General features: G+C 52.8%; 16 protein-coding genes. 15 read left to right on the top strand and 1 reads right to left on the bottom strand.

Annotated features, from left to right (window positions below; all coding sequences use genetic code 11):
* Positions 1 to 37 precede the first annotated feature (37 nt).
* The 8 genes from Q7T66_RS14755 (at position 38) to Q7T66_RS14790 (ending at position 8,354) form a co-directional block, all read left to right on the top strand.
* Positions 38 to 661, top strand: a complete 624-nt coding sequence (locus Q7T66_RS14755) for an alpha/beta hydrolase (RefSeq protein ID WP_304933892.1) — start codon at positions 38 to 40, stop codon at positions 659 to 661.
* Between the two features lie 114 nt (positions 662 to 775).
* Positions 776 to 1,954 (top strand): D-alanyl-D-alanine carboxypeptidase family protein, encoded by a 1,179-nt coding sequence (locus Q7T66_RS14760; protein WP_304933891.1) that lies wholly within the window; start codon positions 776 to 778, stop codon positions 1,952 to 1,954.
* Positions 1,955 to 2,164: 210 nt separating this feature from the next.
* Positions 2,165 to 3,013, top strand: coding sequence for a D-amino acid aminotransferase (locus tag Q7T66_RS14765; RefSeq protein ID WP_304933993.1), 849 nt, complete (start codon positions 2,165 to 2,167; stop codon positions 3,011 to 3,013).
* A 69-nt stretch (positions 3,014 to 3,082) separates the two neighbouring features.
* A complete protein-coding gene (locus Q7T66_RS14770) occupies positions 3,083 to 3,388 on the top strand; it encodes a DUF493 family protein (protein WP_304933890.1) in 306 nt (101 codons plus the stop codon).
* A gap of 11 nt (positions 3,389 to 3,399) precedes the next feature.
* The gene (gene lipB / locus Q7T66_RS14775; protein WP_304933889.1) at positions 3,400 to 4,050 is read left to right on the top strand and encodes a lipoyl(octanoyl) transferase LipB; all 651 of its coding nucleotides are present in this window, start codon (positions 3,400 to 3,402) and stop codon (positions 4,048 to 4,050) included.
* 187 nt (positions 4,051 to 4,237) lie between these two features.
* On the top strand, positions 4,238 to 5,269 hold the full coding sequence (gene lipA, locus Q7T66_RS14780) for a lipoyl synthase (protein ID WP_304933888.1): 1,032 nt from the start codon (positions 4,238 to 4,240) through the stop codon (positions 5,267 to 5,269).
* A 56-nt stretch (positions 5,270 to 5,325) separates the two neighbouring features.
* The gene (locus tag Q7T66_RS14785; RefSeq protein ID WP_304933887.1) at positions 5,326 to 6,912 is read left to right on the top strand and encodes a BCCT family transporter; all 1,587 of its coding nucleotides are present in this window, start codon (positions 5,326 to 5,328) and stop codon (positions 6,910 to 6,912) included.
* Positions 6,913 to 7,073: 161 nt separating this feature from the next.
* Positions 7,074 to 8,354, top strand: coding sequence for an MFS transporter (locus tag Q7T66_RS14790; RefSeq protein WP_304933886.1), 1,281 nt, complete (start codon positions 7,074 to 7,076; stop codon positions 8,352 to 8,354).
* A gap of 120 nt (positions 8,355 to 8,474) precedes the next feature.
* On the opposite strand, the gene Q7T66_RS14795 is transcribed toward Q7T66_RS14790, so the two are convergent.
* Positions 8,475 to 10,331 carry an ABC transporter ATP-binding protein gene (locus tag Q7T66_RS14795; RefSeq protein ID WP_304933885.1) on the bottom strand — a complete coding sequence of 619 codons (1,857 nt, stop codon included), beginning with the start codon at positions 10,329 to 10,331 and terminating at the stop codon, positions 8,475 to 8,477.
* A gap of 219 nt (positions 10,332 to 10,550) precedes the next feature.
* Between Q7T66_RS14795 and Q7T66_RS14800 the strand changes: the two genes are divergently transcribed.
* The 7 genes from Q7T66_RS14800 (at position 10,551) to mnhG (ending at position 17,403) form a co-directional block, all read left to right on the top strand.
* Positions 10,551 to 10,997, top strand: coding sequence for a CopD family protein (locus tag Q7T66_RS14800; RefSeq protein ID WP_304933884.1), 447 nt, complete (start codon positions 10,551 to 10,553; stop codon positions 10,995 to 10,997).
* Positions 10,998 to 11,354: 357 nt separating this feature from the next.
* Positions 11,355 to 14,285 carry a monovalent cation/H+ antiporter subunit A gene (locus Q7T66_RS14805; RefSeq protein WP_304933883.1) on the top strand — a complete coding sequence of 977 codons (2,931 nt, stop codon included), beginning with the start codon at positions 11,355 to 11,357 and terminating at the stop codon, positions 14,283 to 14,285.
* On the top strand, positions 14,285 to 14,626 hold the full coding sequence (locus Q7T66_RS14810; protein WP_304933882.1) for a Na+/H+ antiporter subunit C: 342 nt from the start codon (positions 14,285 to 14,287) through the stop codon (positions 14,624 to 14,626). The genes Q7T66_RS14805 and Q7T66_RS14810 overlap by 1 nt, the downstream gene beginning before the upstream one ends.
* Complete coding sequence (locus tag Q7T66_RS14815) at positions 14,626 to 16,254, top strand: monovalent cation/H+ antiporter subunit D (protein ID WP_304933881.1); 1,629 nt, start codon at positions 14,626 to 14,628, stop codon at positions 16,252 to 16,254. The genes Q7T66_RS14810 and Q7T66_RS14815 overlap by 1 nt, the downstream gene beginning before the upstream one ends.
* Positions 16,251 to 16,757 (top strand): Na+/H+ antiporter subunit E, encoded by a 507-nt coding sequence (locus tag Q7T66_RS14820; protein ID WP_304933880.1) that lies wholly within the window; start codon positions 16,251 to 16,253, stop codon positions 16,755 to 16,757. Before Q7T66_RS14815 ends, Q7T66_RS14820 begins: the two co-directional genes overlap by 4 nt.
* Positions 16,754 to 17,032, top strand: a complete 279-nt coding sequence (locus Q7T66_RS14825) for a K+/H+ antiporter subunit F (protein WP_304933879.1) — start codon at positions 16,754 to 16,756, stop codon at positions 17,030 to 17,032. Before Q7T66_RS14820 ends, Q7T66_RS14825 begins: the two co-directional genes overlap by 4 nt.
* Complete coding sequence (gene mnhG / locus Q7T66_RS14830; RefSeq protein ID WP_304933878.1) at positions 17,029 to 17,403, top strand: monovalent cation/H(+) antiporter subunit G; 375 nt, start codon at positions 17,029 to 17,031, stop codon at positions 17,401 to 17,403. Before Q7T66_RS14825 ends, mnhG begins: the two co-directional genes overlap by 4 nt.
* Positions 17,404 to 17,532: the final 129 nt, after the last annotated feature.

Here is a 17,532-nt window from a genome sequence, read left to right as displayed (position 1 = left end):
AAATCGCCATACAGCCATCCTTCATTCAAGATAAAACATGAACGCCCAAACCCAACGTTTTTCCTTGCAAGGTGCAGCCGGCGCGCTTGAATGCGCATTGGATATTCCTGAAACGACACCGCGCGGCCTCGCGCTGATCGGCCATCCGCATCCGCTGTTCGGCGGCACGATGGATAACAAGGTTGTACATACCTTGACACGCGCATTCGTGGCACTTGGCTATGCAGCGGTACGCATGAATTTTCGCGGCGTCGGTGCTTCTGAAGGTGCATACGATGAAGGCGTGGGCGAGACCGACGACATGGCGCAATTGCTGACGCATATGCGTGAACAATATCCGGATGTACCGTTTGCATTGGCCGGCTTTTCTTTCGGTACCTTCGTGCAAACTCAATTGCAAAAGCGTTTGGAAGAACAAGGCACGCCGGCCGAGCGTCTGGTATTGGTCGGCTCCGCGCCGGGCAAATGGCCTTTGCCTGATGTGCCAGCCGATACCATTTTGATACACGGCGAGTTCGATGAAACGATTCCATTAACGAATGTTTTTGAATGGGCGCGTCCGCAAGATCTGCCTGTAATCGTCGTGCCGGGTGCCGATCATTTCTTTGGCCGCAAGCTGCATCACATCAAAAATCACGTCATTGCATTGTGGCGTGCTTGATGGAACTTGTTTCCATCTCTGTCCGTCCAAGTGCCGCACGTCTATAATTACCCTTTCTTCAATCAGCAGATGCATGATCGACATGATCATCGCTTGTGCGCAATGCAAAGTCTTATGAAAAAATTATTTGCGGTCATCGCAGCCTCCATCTTTTCCCTTTCCGCCGTCGTCACCAGCAACGCCGTTGCGCAGACATCTTTTGCACAAGCTATCCCGGCACCGACCATCGCTGCCAAATCGTGGCTGTTACTCGATTCGACCAGCAATCAAATCCTGGCATCAAGCGAGCCGGATATGCGCATAGAGCCGGCGTCGCTGGTCAAATTAATGACGGCGTACATTGCCTTTTCTGCAATTCAGGAAAAACGCATCAGCTTGAATCAAATGGTGACCGTCTCGACCAATGCGTGGAAAGTCGATGCAGAAAGCTCGAAAATGTTTATCGAGCCGCGCGTGCCGGTTTCGGTTAACGATTTGCTGTACGGCTTGATCGTGCAATCGGGTAACGATGCTGCAGTGGCATTGGCAGAAACAGTTGCAGGCACTGAAGATGCCTTTGCAGTGTTGATGAACCGTGAAGCAGAACGCATGGGCATGAAGTCCACCCGTTTCGCCAATTCGCATGGCTTGCCTAGCCCGAATAATTATTCGACCGCACGCGATCTTTCGATTTTGGCCGAGCATTTGGTCAACGACCACCCAGAGTTTTACAAGATCTATGCGACCAAGGATTTCACGTACAACAAGATCAAGCAATCCAACCGCAATCGTTTGCTGTGGCTGGACCCAAGCGTGGACGGTATGAAAACTGGCCATACGCAACAAGCTGGTTACTGCCTGATTTCGACAGCTAAACGTCCGAATGGCAATCATGAACGTCGCTTGATTTCTGTTGTGCTGGGTACCACTTCAGATCAATCCCGCGCGCAAGAAAGCCAGAAGCTGTTGAACTGGGGCTTCCAGAATTTCGACACGGTCAAACTGTATTCAAAAGATGTGGCAATCGCCACGCCTAGTGTCTGGAAAGGTTCGCAAAACAGCGTCAAGATCGGCTTTACGCATGATGTTTATGTGACCGTGCCAAAAGGCCAAGGCGACAAAATCAAACCACTGCTGTCGCGCAAAGATCCACTGGTCGCGCCTATCGACAAAAACAGCCAGGTTGGCACTATCAAGGTGATGTCGTCCGAAAATAAAGTCATTACCGAATTGCCGGTAGTAGCCTTGGAACAAGTAGCGCAAGCCGGCATGTTCGGCCGCGCACTTGATTCGATCCGTTTGTGGATACATTAATGCTGTCGGGCATAGGTACCTGACTGACAAGTAAGAACAAGTAAAAGAAAAGCGGCGCATTCAAACTTTTGAATGTGCCGCTTTTCTTTTGTTCTCGTCTTTTCCCTGCGCATAGTCTGAGCGGGTATTCGCTTTATGTTGCAAGCTTTTCAACGCGCGCTGAGTGGCTTTGTGCCAAAATCACCCTTCAATCCCGATTTGACCGCAGCCATGGATGATCCCTTCGTATACCTGAACGGCACGATGACTCCGCTTTCCGAAGCGAAAGTGCCGGTGCTGGACAGAGGCTTTATTTTCGGTGACGGTATTTACGAAGTGATCCCGGTTTATGGCCACAAATTATTCAGGCCAGAGCAACATTTAGTGCGCCTGTTCCGTGGTCTGGCTGCGGTGAGCATAGATAATCCGCATACCGAACGACAATGGCTGGATCTGATTGAAGAAGTCGTGCGCCTGCATCCGGCTGCAGATCAACTCGCGTATATTCAAGTCACGCGCGGCGTTGCAAAACGCGTGCATGCTTTCCCGAACAGTGAACCAACGCCGACAGTTTTTATCATGAGCAATCCGCTGATTCCATTGCCGGATACAGCACGCGAAAATGGTGTGGCCTGCGTCACAATGGAAGACAAGCGCTGGCTGCGTTGCGAAATCAAATCCATCTCGCTACTCGGCAATGTACTCGCAGCGCAAAATGCAGCCGCCAATGATGCGAATGAAACGATACAGTTTCGTGATGGTTTTTTGACAGAAGGTTCGGCATCGAATGTGTGGATAGTCAAGGATGGCAGCCTGATCGGCCCTCCGCGTGACAACCTGATTCTGGAAGGCATACGCTACGGCTTGATGGAAGAATTGTGCGCTGCCGACCACATCCCATTCAAGACGCAACGCATCTCGCGCGCAGAAGTGTTTGAGGCAGACGAAGTATTATTGTCATCAGCATCAAAAGAAATACTGCCGGTCGTCACCATCGATGGCAAAGCCATAGCAAATGGCAAACCCGGCCCCATATACAAGAAGTTATATGCCGCTTACCAAGCGGTAAAAATTGCGTAAAAATCAAGCGCTTCACGACATCATTCATTTACATCGTTGCGCGACTTGGCAACTACAGAGAGCATCATCATGACCGAACCGACTAAACCGCTTGATTTGACCAAACCGATAGATCCGTCAGAAAGCCTGATCGAATATCCTAGCGACTTCCCCATCAAAATCATGGGTGCGATGCATGATGAATTCGCCGCAACCATCGTCGAACTGGTGACGCTGCACGATCCTGAATTCCATGAGGGAAAACTGGAAACTCGCCCGTCTTCCGGCGGCAATTATCTCGCGCTGACAGTAACGATACGCGCGACCAGTCGTGAACAACTCGATAATCTATATCGTGCTTTGTCCTCGCATCCGATGGTAAAGGTTGTGCTGTAAGCCACGCACGAATGACAGCACTCAACCGTCCGCTGGTTCTGCAACGTGGACGCGAAGCCTACGACATCACATTCGCAGCGATGCGCGCATTTACCGATGCGCGCACGCCGCAGACTGCCGACGAATTGTGGATAGTCGAGCACCCGCCAGTCTTTACGCTCGGGCTGGCGGCTGATCCTACGCATGTCCTCGACGCGCACGACATTCCAGTCGTGCAAACCGATAGAGGCGGCGAAGTCACGTATCACGGCCCAGGTCAGGTTGTCATTTATTTACTGCTGGATTTGCGGCGCAATCAAGCCAATTCCCGCGTCTTTGCCCGCGAACTCGTCAACAAAATTGAGCAGGCGGTGATCGATACGCTGGCGGCGTATAATCTCGCCTGTGAACGCAAGCTCGGTGCGCCCGGTATTTACCTGTCGGACGGCCCGATGCAAGGCGCGAAAATCGCCGCACTCGGTTTGAAGATACGTGGCAATGGCTGCACCTATCACGGCGTATCGCTGAATGTTGCGATGGATTTGACGCCGTTTTCGTGGATCAACCCCTGCGGTTATGAAGGTTTGGCCACGATCGATATGCAAAGTCTGGGCGTGCAAACGACATTAAGTGCCGTGCAAAATGCGCTCGCGGAAAAGTTGACGCAAAGCCTGTCCAGATAAAAGCGATAAGCACGCAGCATTCACCATCCGCATTCCCGTTTTTGCATCGCCGTTTTTGTATTACCGTATTTATTACCCGCAGCATCCATTTTTATCGTGGCAAAGACGAACGTCCAAGCTACGCGTTGTTATCCAGCGCCGCACCCAGCACTGTAATGGCAACATTTGACGAAGAGCGACCAGCCCAATGACGATCGAAACGAATCCAGAATCCTCCGCAACAGCTGAAGCTGCTGCTCAAACTGCAGTCCCTGCCCGCGCTTACAACCCAAGCGAAAAGCAAAAAGGCTCAGCCAAAACCATACGCATCCCGATCAAGGTGATCCCGATGGAACGGCTGCCGAAGCCGGACTGGATACGCGTCAAAGCCGCCTCGCCATCTACCCGTTTCTACGAAATCAAAGATATTCTGCGCGCCAATAATCTGGTGACGGTATGCGAAGAAGCCAGTTGCCCGAACATCGGCGAATGCTTCGGCAAAGGCACCGCAACCTTCATGATCATGGGCGACAAATGTACGCGTCGCTGCCCATTCTGCGACGTCGGCCACGGCCGCCCAGATCCACTCGATGTGAACGAACCCGAGAATCTCGCAAAAACCATCGCTGCTTTACGCCTCAGCTATGTCGTCATCACCTCAGTTGATCGCGACGATTTGCGCGACGGCGGTGCTGGCCATTTCGCCGAATGCATACGTCGCGTACGCGAACTTTCGCCGAATACCCGCATTGAAGTGTTGGTACCCGACTTCCGCGGCCGCATGGATAAAGCATTAGAGATTCTGAATCTCGCACCACCAGACGTCATGAACCACAATCTGGAAACCGCACCGCGCCTCTACAAAGAAGCGCGCCCTGGTTCCGATTACGCCTACTCATTGAATTTGCTGAAACGCTTCAAGGCACTGCATCCAAATACGCCAACCAAATCCGGCATCATGGTCGGCCTCGGCGAAACCGACGAAGAAGTATTGCAAGTCATGCGCGACATGCGCGCTCACGATGTCGACATGCTGACCATAGGCCAGTACCTGATGCCTAGCGGCGACCATTTGCCGGTACGTCGCTATGTGCATCCCGACACTTTTAAAATGTATGAAGAAGAAGCCTACAAAATGGGCTTCGCACATGCAGCGGTCGGCGCGATGGTACGCAGCTCTTATCACGCAGATCAGCAGGCGCATGGTGTAACCACCGGCGGCGGAATCAGTAGCCAATAAACGAAGCAGCGCAAGATGGTTTCAGCCGCAGATGCAGCATCACCAAGAGGAAACGAATGGTTTTCGGTATTTCATTAATTCTGGTGATCTTACTGGCAGTGGTTGCGGGGTTCGCACCGCAACCATTTGAGGCTGTCAGCAATGCAGCGCTGGCAGCGGTCATCCAGCATGCCGGCTGGCTCTATCTGCTCATCGTGTTCCTGACTTTGGTGTTTCTTGCCTACCTTGCATTCGGCCCCACTGCAAAATTGCGGATAGGCGGACGCGATGCCGAACCAGAATTTTCGAACTCGACCTGGCTGTCCATGTTGTTTGCCGCGGGCATGGGCATAGGTCTGGTTTTCTGGGGCGCGGCTGAGCCTATCTCGCATCTGGTCACACCGCCGGAAGGATTGACACCACATACATCACAAGCCGCTCGAGCTGCGATGCGCTACACCTTCTTCCACTGGGGTCTGCATCCGTGGGCAATCTACGCGTTGATGGGATTGGCCATCGCCTGGTTTCAATACAACCGCAACGGCCGCGGTCTGATCAGCGACTTGCTGCAACCACTAATCGGCGACCGGCATCTCGGATGGATAGGCAAGCTGGTCAACATTGTTGCTGTCGTCGCCACTGCGATAGGCGTGGCGACTACGCTGGGCTTTGGCACCATGCAGATCAGCGCAGGTATTCATCGCGTTTTCGGCCTGCCAAATGGCATAGTCATGCAGTTATCGGTGATTGCCATTTGCTTCGTGCTATACATGGCATCCAGCATTAGCGGAGTTGATCGCGGCATCAAATGGCTATCAAGCTTCAATCTTGCATTGGCCGGGGTACTGCTGCTGGCAGTCGCATTGCTGGGGCCAACCAGCTTCATCTTTGAAAACTTTACTACGACGCTAGGCAGCTACCTCGACCATCTGGTGGATATGAGCCTGCGTATGTCGCCGTTCTCTGCCAACACCTGGGTGGCCGACTGGACAATTTTTTACTGGGCTTGGTGGATTTCCTGGTCACCATTCGTGGGCGCTTTCATTGCGCGCGTATCGTACGGGCGCACCGTGCGCGAGTTTGTGTTCGGTGTGGTCGTCGCGCCCAGCCTGCTGGGCTTTGTGTGGTTTGCCACCTTTGGTGGTACCGCACTATGGAGTCAGATTTTCGGTGGAGTAGACATGGCAGGTGCGCTTGCAGCCGGGCACGAGACGGTGCTATTCCGCATGTATGACGCCCTGCCGCTATCCTCGCTGCTGTCTGGTCTGACAATTCTGTTGTTAGTGATTTTCTTCGTCACTTCCGCTGACTCGGCTGTGCTCGTGCTGGGATCGATGTCCAGTGAATCCTCTGGCGATCCGACACTGCCACGCAAGTTTGCATGGGGTATCGCCATCGCACTGATCGCCGTGGCGATGCTGATGGCTGGCGGTCTACAGGCACTGCAGACGCTGATCACTGTGGCCGCACTACCGTTTGCGCTCTTAATGCTTGCCGTGATGATCGGACTGTACCGTGTGCTAAGCGTGGAAGCGTCACGCGAGAAAGCCGAAGAAAGACGTGCGCGCCGTGCGATTGAAGACTGGATTGCACGTGAGCAGCGTGAGAAGAACATCGCTCAGCCAACCGGCAAGGCGACTGATGGCAGCGCTGAACCGCAATGATAAATCAGTGCATATATTTTAAGCAGCTCGACGCAGACATCAGCAAAATGACGAAGCGGCGAGCAACTATTACAATGCAACGCAACTAAGAATCACCTTTTTAGCTGGATTGTGCAGCCTCTGCATAATTTAAAAAATAATAAAATCCTGGGTAACGCACGATGAGCAATTCTGACTCCAAAAAAATAAATTCTCCGTCCACAGTTCTGTTCGCCAGCCTGATCGGCACCACGATCGAGTTCTTTGATTTTTATATTTACGCAACTGCGGCGGTGCTGGTTTTTCCTCATCTGTTTTTCCCTTCATCCAGTCCGACTGCTGCGGTGCTGCAATCGCTGGCAACTTTTGCCATCGCATTTTTTGCGCGCCCGATCGGCTCTGCCGTTTTCGGCCATTACGGTGATCGCATCGGACGCAAGGCGACGCTGGTTGCTGCACTGCTGACCATGGGGATATCAACTGTTGCGATTGGTTTGCTGCCGACCTACGAAACGATAGGTACATTGGCGCCGTTGCTGCTGGCCTTGTGTCGCTTCGGTCAAGGTCTGGGACTTGGCGGCGAATGGGGCGGCGCAGTTTTACTCGCTACTGAAAATGCACCACCGGGAAAAATCGCCTGGTATGGTTGCTTTCCACAATTGGGTGCGCCGCTGGGCTTCTTCATGTCGGGCGGAATTTTCTTGTTGCTGAGCGAAACGCTGACCAATGAACAATTCTTCAGCTACGGCTGGCGCATTCCTTTCCTCGCCAGTGCAGTGTTGGTGCTGGTCGGTTTGTATGTGCGTTTGAAAATTACGGAAACACCCGCTTTCCAAAAAGTGTTGGACCAAGGCGAGCGCGTCAAACTGCCACTCGCGACGGTATTCCGCGATCATGGTCGCATGCTGGTGTTGGGCACCATCATCGCGCTCGCAACCTTCGTTTTGTTTTACCTGATGACGGTGTTCGCCTTGAGTTGGGGTACCACAGCGCTCGGATATTCACGTCAAGAATTTCTGATCGTCCAATTGTTTGCGGTCGTGTTCTTTGCGATCACGATTCCGGTCTCCGCTTTGCTAGCCGACAAATACGGTAGACGTATCACGATGATTCTGGTGTCCATCGGCATGATTATTTTTGGCTTGGTGATGACGCCTATGTTTGTAGCTAACGACCTGGTTAGCGTGACGATATTTCTATCGCTGGGATTGGCATTCATGGGCATGACTTACGGTCCGCTCGGCACGATGCTGTCTGAGCTCTTCCCTCCAGAAATTCGCTACACAGGCGTTTCTTTGACCTTCAATCTGGGCGGGATTTTTGGCGCATCGCTGGCGCCGTATGCCGCGACGTGGCTGGCGACCAATTATGGTTTGCACTACGTCGGCTTTTATCTGTCGGGCGCAGCGGCCTTGAGTCTGATTGCTTTAGCCTTGGTCGGCAAACCGAAACAAGCTATGTAAGTTTTTATAAAATAAAATCTTACAAAAAAAGGGAGCATGTGATTACATGCTCCCTTTTTTATTTTCATCAGACTGGCAGTTCACACCATTTGATGTTTTAAACGCGCTTCAAATTCACCATCAACCATTGGCGATTAATTGATCGTCATCTGCTTCTTCACCGAGGAAGCCACCACTTTGATGCGCCCACAAGCGCGCATACAAACCATTCTGTTGCAGCAGTTCGTGATGTGTACCTTGTTCGACGATGCGGCCTTTATCCAGCACGATCAATCTATCCATCGCGGCAATCGTCGATAGTCGATGCGCAATCGCTACTACGGTTTTGCCTTCCATCAGTTCATACAAGCTGGTTTGAATTGCGGCCTCGACTTCTGAATCGAGCGCACTGGTTGCCTCATCCAGCAACAGTATTGGCGCATCTTTCAACATCACGCGCGCGATCGCAATCCGCTGACGCTGACCGCCGGATAATTTGACGCCGCGCTCACCGACATGCGCGTCGTAACCGGTACGGCCTTTGGCATCACTCAAGTTCAAAATAAAATCGTGGGCTTCAGCGCGCTTGGCCGCATCGGTCATGTCGGCATCGCTAGCATCGGGTCTGCCATACAAAATGTTGTCACGTACCGAACGATGCAAGAGCGAAGTATCTTGCGTGACCATGCCGACCTGCGCGCGCAGACTGTTTTGCGTGACGTGTGCAATATTCTGGCCGTCAATCAAAATCCGACCTGACTCCAGATCATAGAAGCGCAGCAGCAAATTAACGATCGTCGATTTACCCGCACCGGATCGGCCGACCAGTCCGACCTTCTCGCCTGGACGTATCGTCAGATCCATCTGATCGATCACTGCACGCGTACCGCCATAAGCGAAGCCGATGTTATCGAAGGTCAACTCGCCCTTGGCTACTTGCAAAGGTTTTGCATCAGCAGCGTCGGTCACTGTATGTACGCGTGACAGCGTGTTGATACCGTCCTGCACGGTACCGACTTGCTCGAACAGCGATGACATTTCCCACATGACCCAATGTGACATACCGTTCAGGCGCAAAGCCATTGCGGTCGCGGCGGCAACGGCACCTACCCCGATCTGACCCATCGCCCATAACCACAACGCGACACCAGCAGTGCCGAGGATCAACAACATGCTGAGGCTGTGATTGACGACTTCAAAACCGCTGACCAAACGCATTTGTCCATGTACCGAAACCATGAACTCTTTCATCGCGCTGCGGGCATAACCGGCTTCACGACCAGCATGCGAAAACAATTTGACGGTACTGATGTTAGTGTACGCATCGGTGATACGGCCGGTCATCAGCGAACGCGCATCAGCCTGCTTGCGCGAAACCTTGCTCAAACGCGGGACGAAGTAACGCAAGGCGCACAAATAGAAAAATGCCCACGTCAAAAACGGTACCAGCAGCCAGCGATCAAAGCTGCCGACCACGGTCACCAACGTGACGAAGTAAATCAGGACGAACACCAGAATGTCGCACGTGATCATGCACACATCGCGCACCGCCAGCGCTGTCTGCATGACCTTGGTCGCGACACGACCGGCAAATTCATCCTGATAAAAACCCATGCTTTGATTCAGCATCATGCGGTGAAAATTCCAGCGCAACTGCATAGGGAAGTTACCGGACAGCGTCTGATGCTTGAAGAAAGTCTGCAACGCCACAAGGATCACGCTCAGCATGACGATGGCCGCCAGCCACAAAAGATTGTCGCCTTCCTGTTGCCACAACATTGCCGGCTCGACATGCGCCAGCCAATCGACAATGCGACCCATCATCGCGAACAATAATGCCTCGAACGCACCAGTCGCAGCCGTGACCACCGTCATCGCCAGGATGTAACGACGCGCGCCTTTGGTACACGACCAGATAAATGCAAGAAAGCCGCGCGGCGGTGTCGCCGGCACTTCTTCCTGATACGGATGCAACAATTTTTCAAACCAGCCCAGCATTTAATTCTCCAAATAACGATCATTCACGGATCGCTGTTACTTCTCGTTGTTACTTTTCGCTATTACTTCTTATGTGCACTAAATAATTCTCGCCGAAAAATTCGCGAAGACAGATTATCGCTTACTCGACACATCAACGTCGGTCGTCAAACTACTTTGTGATGTGCGGTGCATCGGCTACTCTATGGCTCTCACTATTCATTTCCCAAAGAAAATCTCATGATCATTGCGAAATTTCTACACATCCTCGGATTCACTATTTGGGTAGGCGGCATGTTCTTCGCCCATAACGCGTTGCGCCCTGTTGTCGCAGTGACATTAGAACCGCCGCAACGCCTGACTTTATTGGCAGGTGTATTCACCAAATTTTTCTTGTGGGTATGGATTTCAATTGCGCTGATTTTCGGTAGCGGAATGGCAATGATGGCCGGCATGGGCAAACCGCCACTGCACGTCATGCTGATGTTTGTGCTCGCGGTTGTGATGCTGCTGATTTTTTCTCACATCTTCTTTGCGCCTTATCGTCGCTTGAAACGCGCAGTCGCAGCACAAGACTGGAAAGCCGGCGGCGCCGCAATGGCCACCATACGCAAACTGGTCGCCGTCAATCTGATCATCGGCTTGCTGACGATTACGATTGGCACCTTGGGACCACTTGCACTGTAAAAATTGCTCGTCGAAAAAGATCGCGGATGATTTTCTGTCCGCGACTTTTCATCATGCCCTTATAATATTGGCTGAAGCAAACTTGATGCGTGCAACATTTGCATCAAATCTTCAGTATCAAGTAAGTACCGCGACGTTTAAACACATCGCACTCAACGCAAACCTGTCAGGCCTTTAGTCTGGTTGTTGAGAGTTGTATCCAGTCCTGGACTGTGACCGACGCAAGTCATACGCTGATCTCTACACATTGAGGAGATATTTTTATCAATCAAGAATTCTCGCGCCCATGCGATGCGAGCCGTGTCTGCTGATTTTTACTGATATTGGCTGATTATTTTTCCTGAAGATTTACTGCGCATGTACAGAATTCCCGAATCCATATTGCTACTCACCATCGTTATCGCGCCCTTCATCGGTAGCGTGATCGCCGCATGCATGCCGGCTAACGCCCGCAATCGTGAATCAATATTGGCCGGTGGCGTCGCATTGCTCGGTCTGCTCATTTCGGTATATCTGTATCAACAAGTCGGCGCAGGAGAAGTAGTCCGTTATCAAGCTGCGTGGATGCCGGCCTTCGGCGCGGAATTCATGTTGCGCATGGATGGGCTGGCGTGGCTGTTCGTGATGCTGGTGCTGGGCGTCGGCTTGCTCGTCGTGCTGTATGCGCGCTATTACATGTCCGAGCAAGATCCAGTGCCGCGCTTCTTCGCGTTTCTGCTGGCGTTCATGGGCTCGATGTTGGGTGTGGTGTTGTCCGGCAATCTGATTCAACTCGTGGTGTTCTGGGAACTGACCAGCATCACATCCTTCTTATTGATTGGTTACTGGCATCACCGTATCGATGCGCGACGTGGTGCGCGTATGGCATTTACGGTGACCGGTGCTGGCGGCTTGTGCCTGCTGTGCGGCGTGCTGATCATCGGTCATATCGTCGGCAGTTATGACCTCGATACCGTGCTTGAAGCTGGCGACCTGATACGCGCACATGATTTGTATTTGCCGGCATTGATACTGGTCGCGCTGGGCGCATTGACCAAAAGTGCGCAATTCCCTTTCCATTTCTGGCTGCCACATGCGATGGCTGCGCCTACACCGGTATCGTCATATCTGCATTCGGCGACGATGGTGAAGGCCGGTATTTTCCTGTTAATGCGATTCTGGCCAGCTTTGTCCGGCACGGAAGAATGGATGTGGATCATTGCTGGCGCTGGTGTCTGCACCCTACTACTCGGTTCTTTCGTCGCGATTTTTCAGCACGATCTCAAAGGCTTGCTGGCCTACTCCACCATCAGCCATCTTGGCTTGATCACGGTATTGCTGGGCATAGGCTCACCGCTAGGCATGGTCGCGGCGATTTTCCACACAGTGAATCACGCGATTTTTAAAGCATCGTTGTTCATGGCTGCCGGCATCATCGATCACGAAACCGGCACCCGCGATATGCGCGTCTTGCGCGGTTTGCGACATGCTCTACCGATCACGGCGACGCTGGCGATTGTCGCGAGCGCAGCGATGGCCGGCGTGCCTTTGTTGAATGGCTTTCTGTCTAAGGAAATGTTCTTTGCCGAAACCGCGCTGGTCGGTGGCAACGATAGCTGGTGGATGTCCTATGCGGCGGTCGCGATGGGTATTTTCAGCGTGACGTATTCCTTGCGCTTCATTAGTGTGTTCTTCGGCAAGCTGAATCAAGACTTGCCAAAAACTCCGCATGAGCCGCCGCGCTGGATGCGCTTCCCGGTTGAATGTTTAGTCTTGCTTTGTTTGATCGTCGGTGTTGCTCCTGGCATTAGTATCAAACCGTTTTTGGATAGCGCAGTGGTATCGGTACTTGGCGCGCGCGCGCCAGTATACGATCTGGCAATGTGGCACGGCTTCAACCTGCCGCTGTTAATGAGCTTTGCTGCACTCGCTGGCGGCATAGCTCTGTATGTCATCTTGCGCAAATACTTCACCTTGCAGTCACGCGATCGCGTGCCGGTATTCCACAAATTAAGCGGCGCACAAGCCTACGAAAGCACGATGTTGCGCTTGTCTTCCGGTGCCGCATTTTTGGTCAAATGGTTGGGCACGCGACGTCTGCAGCCGCAATTATTCTTGATGATTGTGGCGATGATTGCGATACCGCTTTTACTCGTCAGACCTTTACCAACATTAGGCAATATCTCTTTTACCAATGTCGATCCGCTGTTCGCGATGATGTGGGTGATCGGTTGTGCCTGCGCAATCGCGGCCGCGTGGCAAGCGAAGTATCACCGACTCGCCGCCTTGATTTTAATCAGCGGTACAGGCGCGGTCGTCAGCATGACCTTCCTCTGGATGTCGGCACCTGATCTGGCCTTGACGCAGTTGATGGTGGAAACCGTCACCACCGTTTTGATCCTGCTTGGTTTGCGCTGGTTGCCTCGCCGTCTGGTGCCGCGCGAATTGAATATGCAAATTCCACGCACAGTATGGTTGCGCCGTTCACGCGATATGGTGCTGGCGATCATAGGTGGTCTGAGTATTGCCGCGGTCAGTTACATCGTGCTGATGCATCCACAACCGGCCAGCATAGGTGACTTCTTCCTGCTGCGCGCGTTGTCAGAAGGTGGCGGCACCAATGTCGTCAACGTGTTGCTGGTCGACTTCCGCGGTTTCGATACGATGGGGGAAATTACCGTACTCGCCATCGTCGCATTGACGGTTTATGCCTTGCTGCGACGCTTCCGTCCAACGCCGGAAAGCATGGCACTGCCTGAGCAACAACTCAACAACATCGACCCGGCTGCCAAACAAATGCCGGCGGAACAAGTTGAGAGCGGTTACCTGATGATCCCTGCCGTGTATCTGCGCTTTTTGCTGCCATTCATGGCGATGATCGTCGCGTACTTCTTCATGCGCGGCCACAATCTGCCGGGCGGCGGCTTCGTCGCCGGCTTGATCTTCGCCGTCGCCATCATCGTGCACTATATGTTGACTGGTACCACCTGGCTGGAATCGCATTTGCATCTGCGGCCGCTACGCTGGCTGTCATTTGGGTTGATCACCGCGTGCGTTACCGGCCTCGGTGCGGTCGCGCTTGGCTATCCTTTCCTGACCAGTCACACCGCGCACGTGAACTTCCCGCTATTGGGAGAAATTCATATTCCTAGTGCGTTCTTCTTCGACCTCGGCGTCTTCGTGGTCGTGGTCGGTGCCACCATGTTGATCCTGGTCGCGCTGGCGCATCAATCCATACGTAGTCGTCGTCCGCAAGCTGGCATTGCCAATGAAGCGGCCACGACAAGCAACAAGCGAGGAGTCATTTAATGGAAATTGTTATCTCGCTTGCTATCGGCGTGTTGTTCGGATCGGGTATCTGGCTGATCTTGCGTCCACGTAGTTTTCAGGTGCTGACCGGATTGATGTTGATGTCGTATGCGGTCAATCTGTTTATCTTCATCATGGGTCGGCTGTGGGTTAATCGTCCGCCGCTGACGCTGGGCGCTGGCGTGCCCGATCCCACGATGTTCAGTGATCCATTGCCGCAAGCACTGGTATTGACCGCAATCGTCATCGGCTTTGCGACTACCGCTCTTTATCTGGTCGTCATGATCGGTTCGCGCGGCTTGACCGGCACCGATCACGTCGATGGTGAGGAGTCCGATTGATGAAGCTGGATTGGATGCAACACCTGATCATTCTGCCGGTGCTGTTGCCGCTACTGTGCGGCGCATTGCTGATCCTGATTAACGAGAAACGCCATCAGTTCAAGTTCTTCGTCAATCTTTCCTCCGTGCTGTTGCAGCTCGCCGTTGCGGTCGCATTGATCCATCTGACCGACAGTGGCAAATGGACTGAAGGCATGGGCGTCTACTTGGCCGCGAACTGGTCAGCGCCATTCGGGATAGCTTTGGTCGCCGATAGACTGGCGGCTATGATGTTATTGCTGACCGCAGTGTTGGCGACTGCTGCATTGTTGTTCTCTATGCTGCGCTGGAGCCGCATAGGCGTGCATTTCCACACGCTATTCCAGTTTCTGTTGATGGGAATTAACGGTGCGTTCCTGACGCATGACTTGTTCAATCTATTCGTGTTTTTTGAAGTCATGCTGGCCGCATCGTATGGTCTGGTTCTGCATGGCTACAACACCAATCGCATACGTGCCGGCATGCAATACATCGCCGTCAATCTGGCGGCATCACTCTTGTTCTTGATCGGCGTCGCCTTGATTTATGCGAGCACCGGCACGATGAATATGTCGGATCTGGCAGTGCGTCTGGTGAACATCGCGACCACCGATCTGATCTTGTTGAAGATAGGCGTGGCGATCTTGGCGATTGCCTTCCTGGTGAAAAGCGCGATGTGGCCGCTAGGCTTTTGGCTGCCGACCACTTACTCCGCCGCCTCGCCACCAGTTGCTGCGATGCTGGTGCTGATGACCAAGGTCGGCGCTTATGTGATTTTGCGTTTGTGGTTGCTGGCTTTTTCTTCCGATGCCAGCGCGGCTGTCGGCTTTGGCTTCGAAGCATTGTTGTGGGGTGGCATGGCGACCATCGTGTTCGGCGCAGCCGGCATGTTGGCGAGTGAAACACCGGGTCGCATGGCGGCGTATGGCGCGATCATTTCATCCGGCACGCTGCTCTCGGTGATCGGTTATGGACAAGAGTCCTTGGTCACAGCCGGCTTGTATTATCTGATCGGCTCGACACTTGCGATGGCTGCCTTCGTGTTGCTGATCGAATTGGTTGAACGTATACGCTCACCGGGTGCGGCGATGCTGGCACTGACGATGGAAGCGTTCGCGATTGAAGAAGCACCTGAAGAAACCGCCGGCATCGGCATTCCAGGCGCATTGGCTTTTCTCGGCTTGGCATTCGCCGCGTGCGCATTGATCATCACAGGCTTGCCGCCTTTGTCCGGCTTCGTTGCGAAGTTCGGTCTGATCCATGCAATGCTTAATCCTGAGGCTAAGGATACGATTATCGGCACAACGACCTGGGTCTTGATGGCGCTGATCGTACTGTCTGGTTTAGCCGCGATCATCTCGATGCTGCGTTTTGGTGTGCGTACCTTCTGGGCATCAGGCGCCATCGCTGCGCCACGTCTGCATATTTCAGAAGTCGCGCCGATCAGCTTGTTATTGATCTTGTGCGTGGGCTTGACTGTGCAAGCCGGGCCTGTCTACGAATATCTGGCACGCACCAGCAAAGACCTGCATCAGCCTACGCAATATATTCATAAAGTGCTGGATGCCACGGCGGTGCCGAGTCCGCGCAAAGAAGGAGGCACGCCATGAAGCGCTGGCTACCTTCGCCCTGGATGTCTTTTGCATTGCTGCTGTTCTGGCTGCTGCTGAATCAAACTTTAGAGCCGGCCCATTTACTGTTGGGCGCATTCCTTGCTGTTGTAGTGCCGCTGCTGACAAAATCATTGCAACCGATGCCTTATCCACGCATCAAAAAACCATTCACGCTATTTCGATTGATCGGCATGGCTTTGGTGGAAATTGTGCGTTCCTGCTTCAACGTTAGTTGGCTGATTCTGTTTACGCCCAAGAGCAAATTGAATTCGCAGTTCATCAAGATACCGCTGACGATGCGCGATCCTTACGGGCTGGCTCTGTTGTCGTGCCTGATCAATTCAACGCCGGGCACAGTGTGGGTCGAAATTCTTTCAGAGAAACATGAACTCGCGCTGCATGTATTCGACTTGCATGACGAGCAATGGTGGATAAAGACCATCACGACGCGATACGAAAAACCATTGATGGAAATTTTTGAACAGGAGCAGAACGCATGACGACGCTACTGGAATGGTCTATCGCATTCGCCTTCATCTGCATCCTGCTGGCAATGCTGTTTTGTACCGTACGTTTGTTGCTCGGCCCTACCGCGCATGATCGCGTACTCGCGCTCGACACCCTGTGGATGTGTGCGATGCTGCTGTCGTTAATGATGGGCATCACCTTCGGCAGTCAGATTTATTTCGAGGCAGCGATGTTGATTGCGCTGCTTGGTTTTGTATCCACCATCGCGCTGACCAAATTCCTGATGCGTGGGGAGATTATTGAATGAAGACTTTTGAGAGTTTGCCCGCCTGGGCAGCATTACCGGTATCGCTACTATTGATACTCGGTGGCGCGATCATCTTGATAGGCGCACTGGGCTTGATGCGCTTGCCGAGTTTTTATCAACGCATACACGGCCCGGCGATCACCGTTACGCTGGGAGCCGGCTGCATATTGCTGGCATCCATGCTGTACTTCTCGGTGCTGCAATCGCGCGTGGTGATTCATGAAATTATCATCTCTTTATTCGTTCTGCTGACAGCGCCGGTCGTCGCCATGCTGATCATGCGTGCAGCGGTTTATCGCGATTTGCGTCTGGGCAAACGCGCTGAGCCAGCAGACGCGGCTGAGGTTTATCAATTCTCCAAAAAGGATTGAATGTTGATTTGAAGTTTTGAATTCAAACTTCATCAATTAAAAAACTGGGCATGCAGCGCCACACTTCAAGTTGGCGCTGAGTTTCAACTATCCGCAGAGCGCAGTTCTACGCTTTTCTTTATTGCAGAA

The sequence above is a fragment of the Herminiimonas sp. genome (assembly GCF_030655415.1).
The sequence above is the reverse complement of the archived record's forward strand: the minus strand, read 5'-3'. Positions and strand labels throughout refer to the sequence as shown.

Coding starts and splice junctions, on each gene's coding strand:
- Q7T66_RS14755 (WP_304933892.1), top strand. CDS start 38: ATGAACGCCCAAACCCAACGTTTTTCCTTGCAAGGTGCAGCCGGCGCG.
- Q7T66_RS14760 (WP_304933891.1), top strand. CDS start 776: ATGAAAAAATTATTTGCGGTCATCGCAGCCTCCATCTTTTCCCTTTCC.
- Q7T66_RS14765 (WP_304933993.1), top strand. CDS start 2,165: ATGGATGATCCCTTCGTATACCTGAACGGCACGATGACTCCGCTTTCC.
- Q7T66_RS14770 (WP_304933890.1), top strand. CDS start 3,083: ATGACCGAACCGACTAAACCGCTTGATTTGACCAAACCGATAGATCCG.
- lipB (WP_304933889.1), top strand. CDS start 3,400: ATGACAGCACTCAACCGTCCGCTGGTTCTGCAACGTGGACGCGAAGCC.
- lipA (WP_304933888.1), top strand. CDS start 4,238: ATGACGATCGAAACGAATCCAGAATCCTCCGCAACAGCTGAAGCTGCT.
- Q7T66_RS14785 (WP_304933887.1), top strand. CDS start 5,326: ATGGTTTTCGGTATTTCATTAATTCTGGTGATCTTACTGGCAGTGGTT.
- Q7T66_RS14790 (WP_304933886.1), top strand. CDS start 7,074: ATGAGCAATTCTGACTCCAAAAAAATAAATTCTCCGTCCACAGTTCTG.
- Q7T66_RS14795 (WP_304933885.1), bottom strand. CDS start 10,331: ATGCTGGGCTGGTTTGAAAAATTGTTGCATCCGTATCAGGAAGAAGTG.
- Q7T66_RS14800 (WP_304933884.1), top strand. CDS start 10,551: ATGATCATTGCGAAATTTCTACACATCCTCGGATTCACTATTTGGGTA.
- Q7T66_RS14805 (WP_304933883.1), top strand. CDS start 11,355: ATGTACAGAATTCCCGAATCCATATTGCTACTCACCATCGTTATCGCG.
- Q7T66_RS14810 (WP_304933882.1), top strand. CDS start 14,285: ATGGAAATTGTTATCTCGCTTGCTATCGGCGTGTTGTTCGGATCGGGT.
- Q7T66_RS14815 (WP_304933881.1), top strand. CDS start 14,626: ATGAAGCTGGATTGGATGCAACACCTGATCATTCTGCCGGTGCTGTTG.
- Q7T66_RS14820 (WP_304933880.1), top strand. CDS start 16,251: ATGAAGCGCTGGCTACCTTCGCCCTGGATGTCTTTTGCATTGCTGCTG.
- Q7T66_RS14825 (WP_304933879.1), top strand. CDS start 16,754: ATGACGACGCTACTGGAATGGTCTATCGCATTCGCCTTCATCTGCATC.
- mnhG (WP_304933878.1), top strand. CDS start 17,029: ATGAAGACTTTTGAGAGTTTGCCCGCCTGGGCAGCATTACCGGTATCG.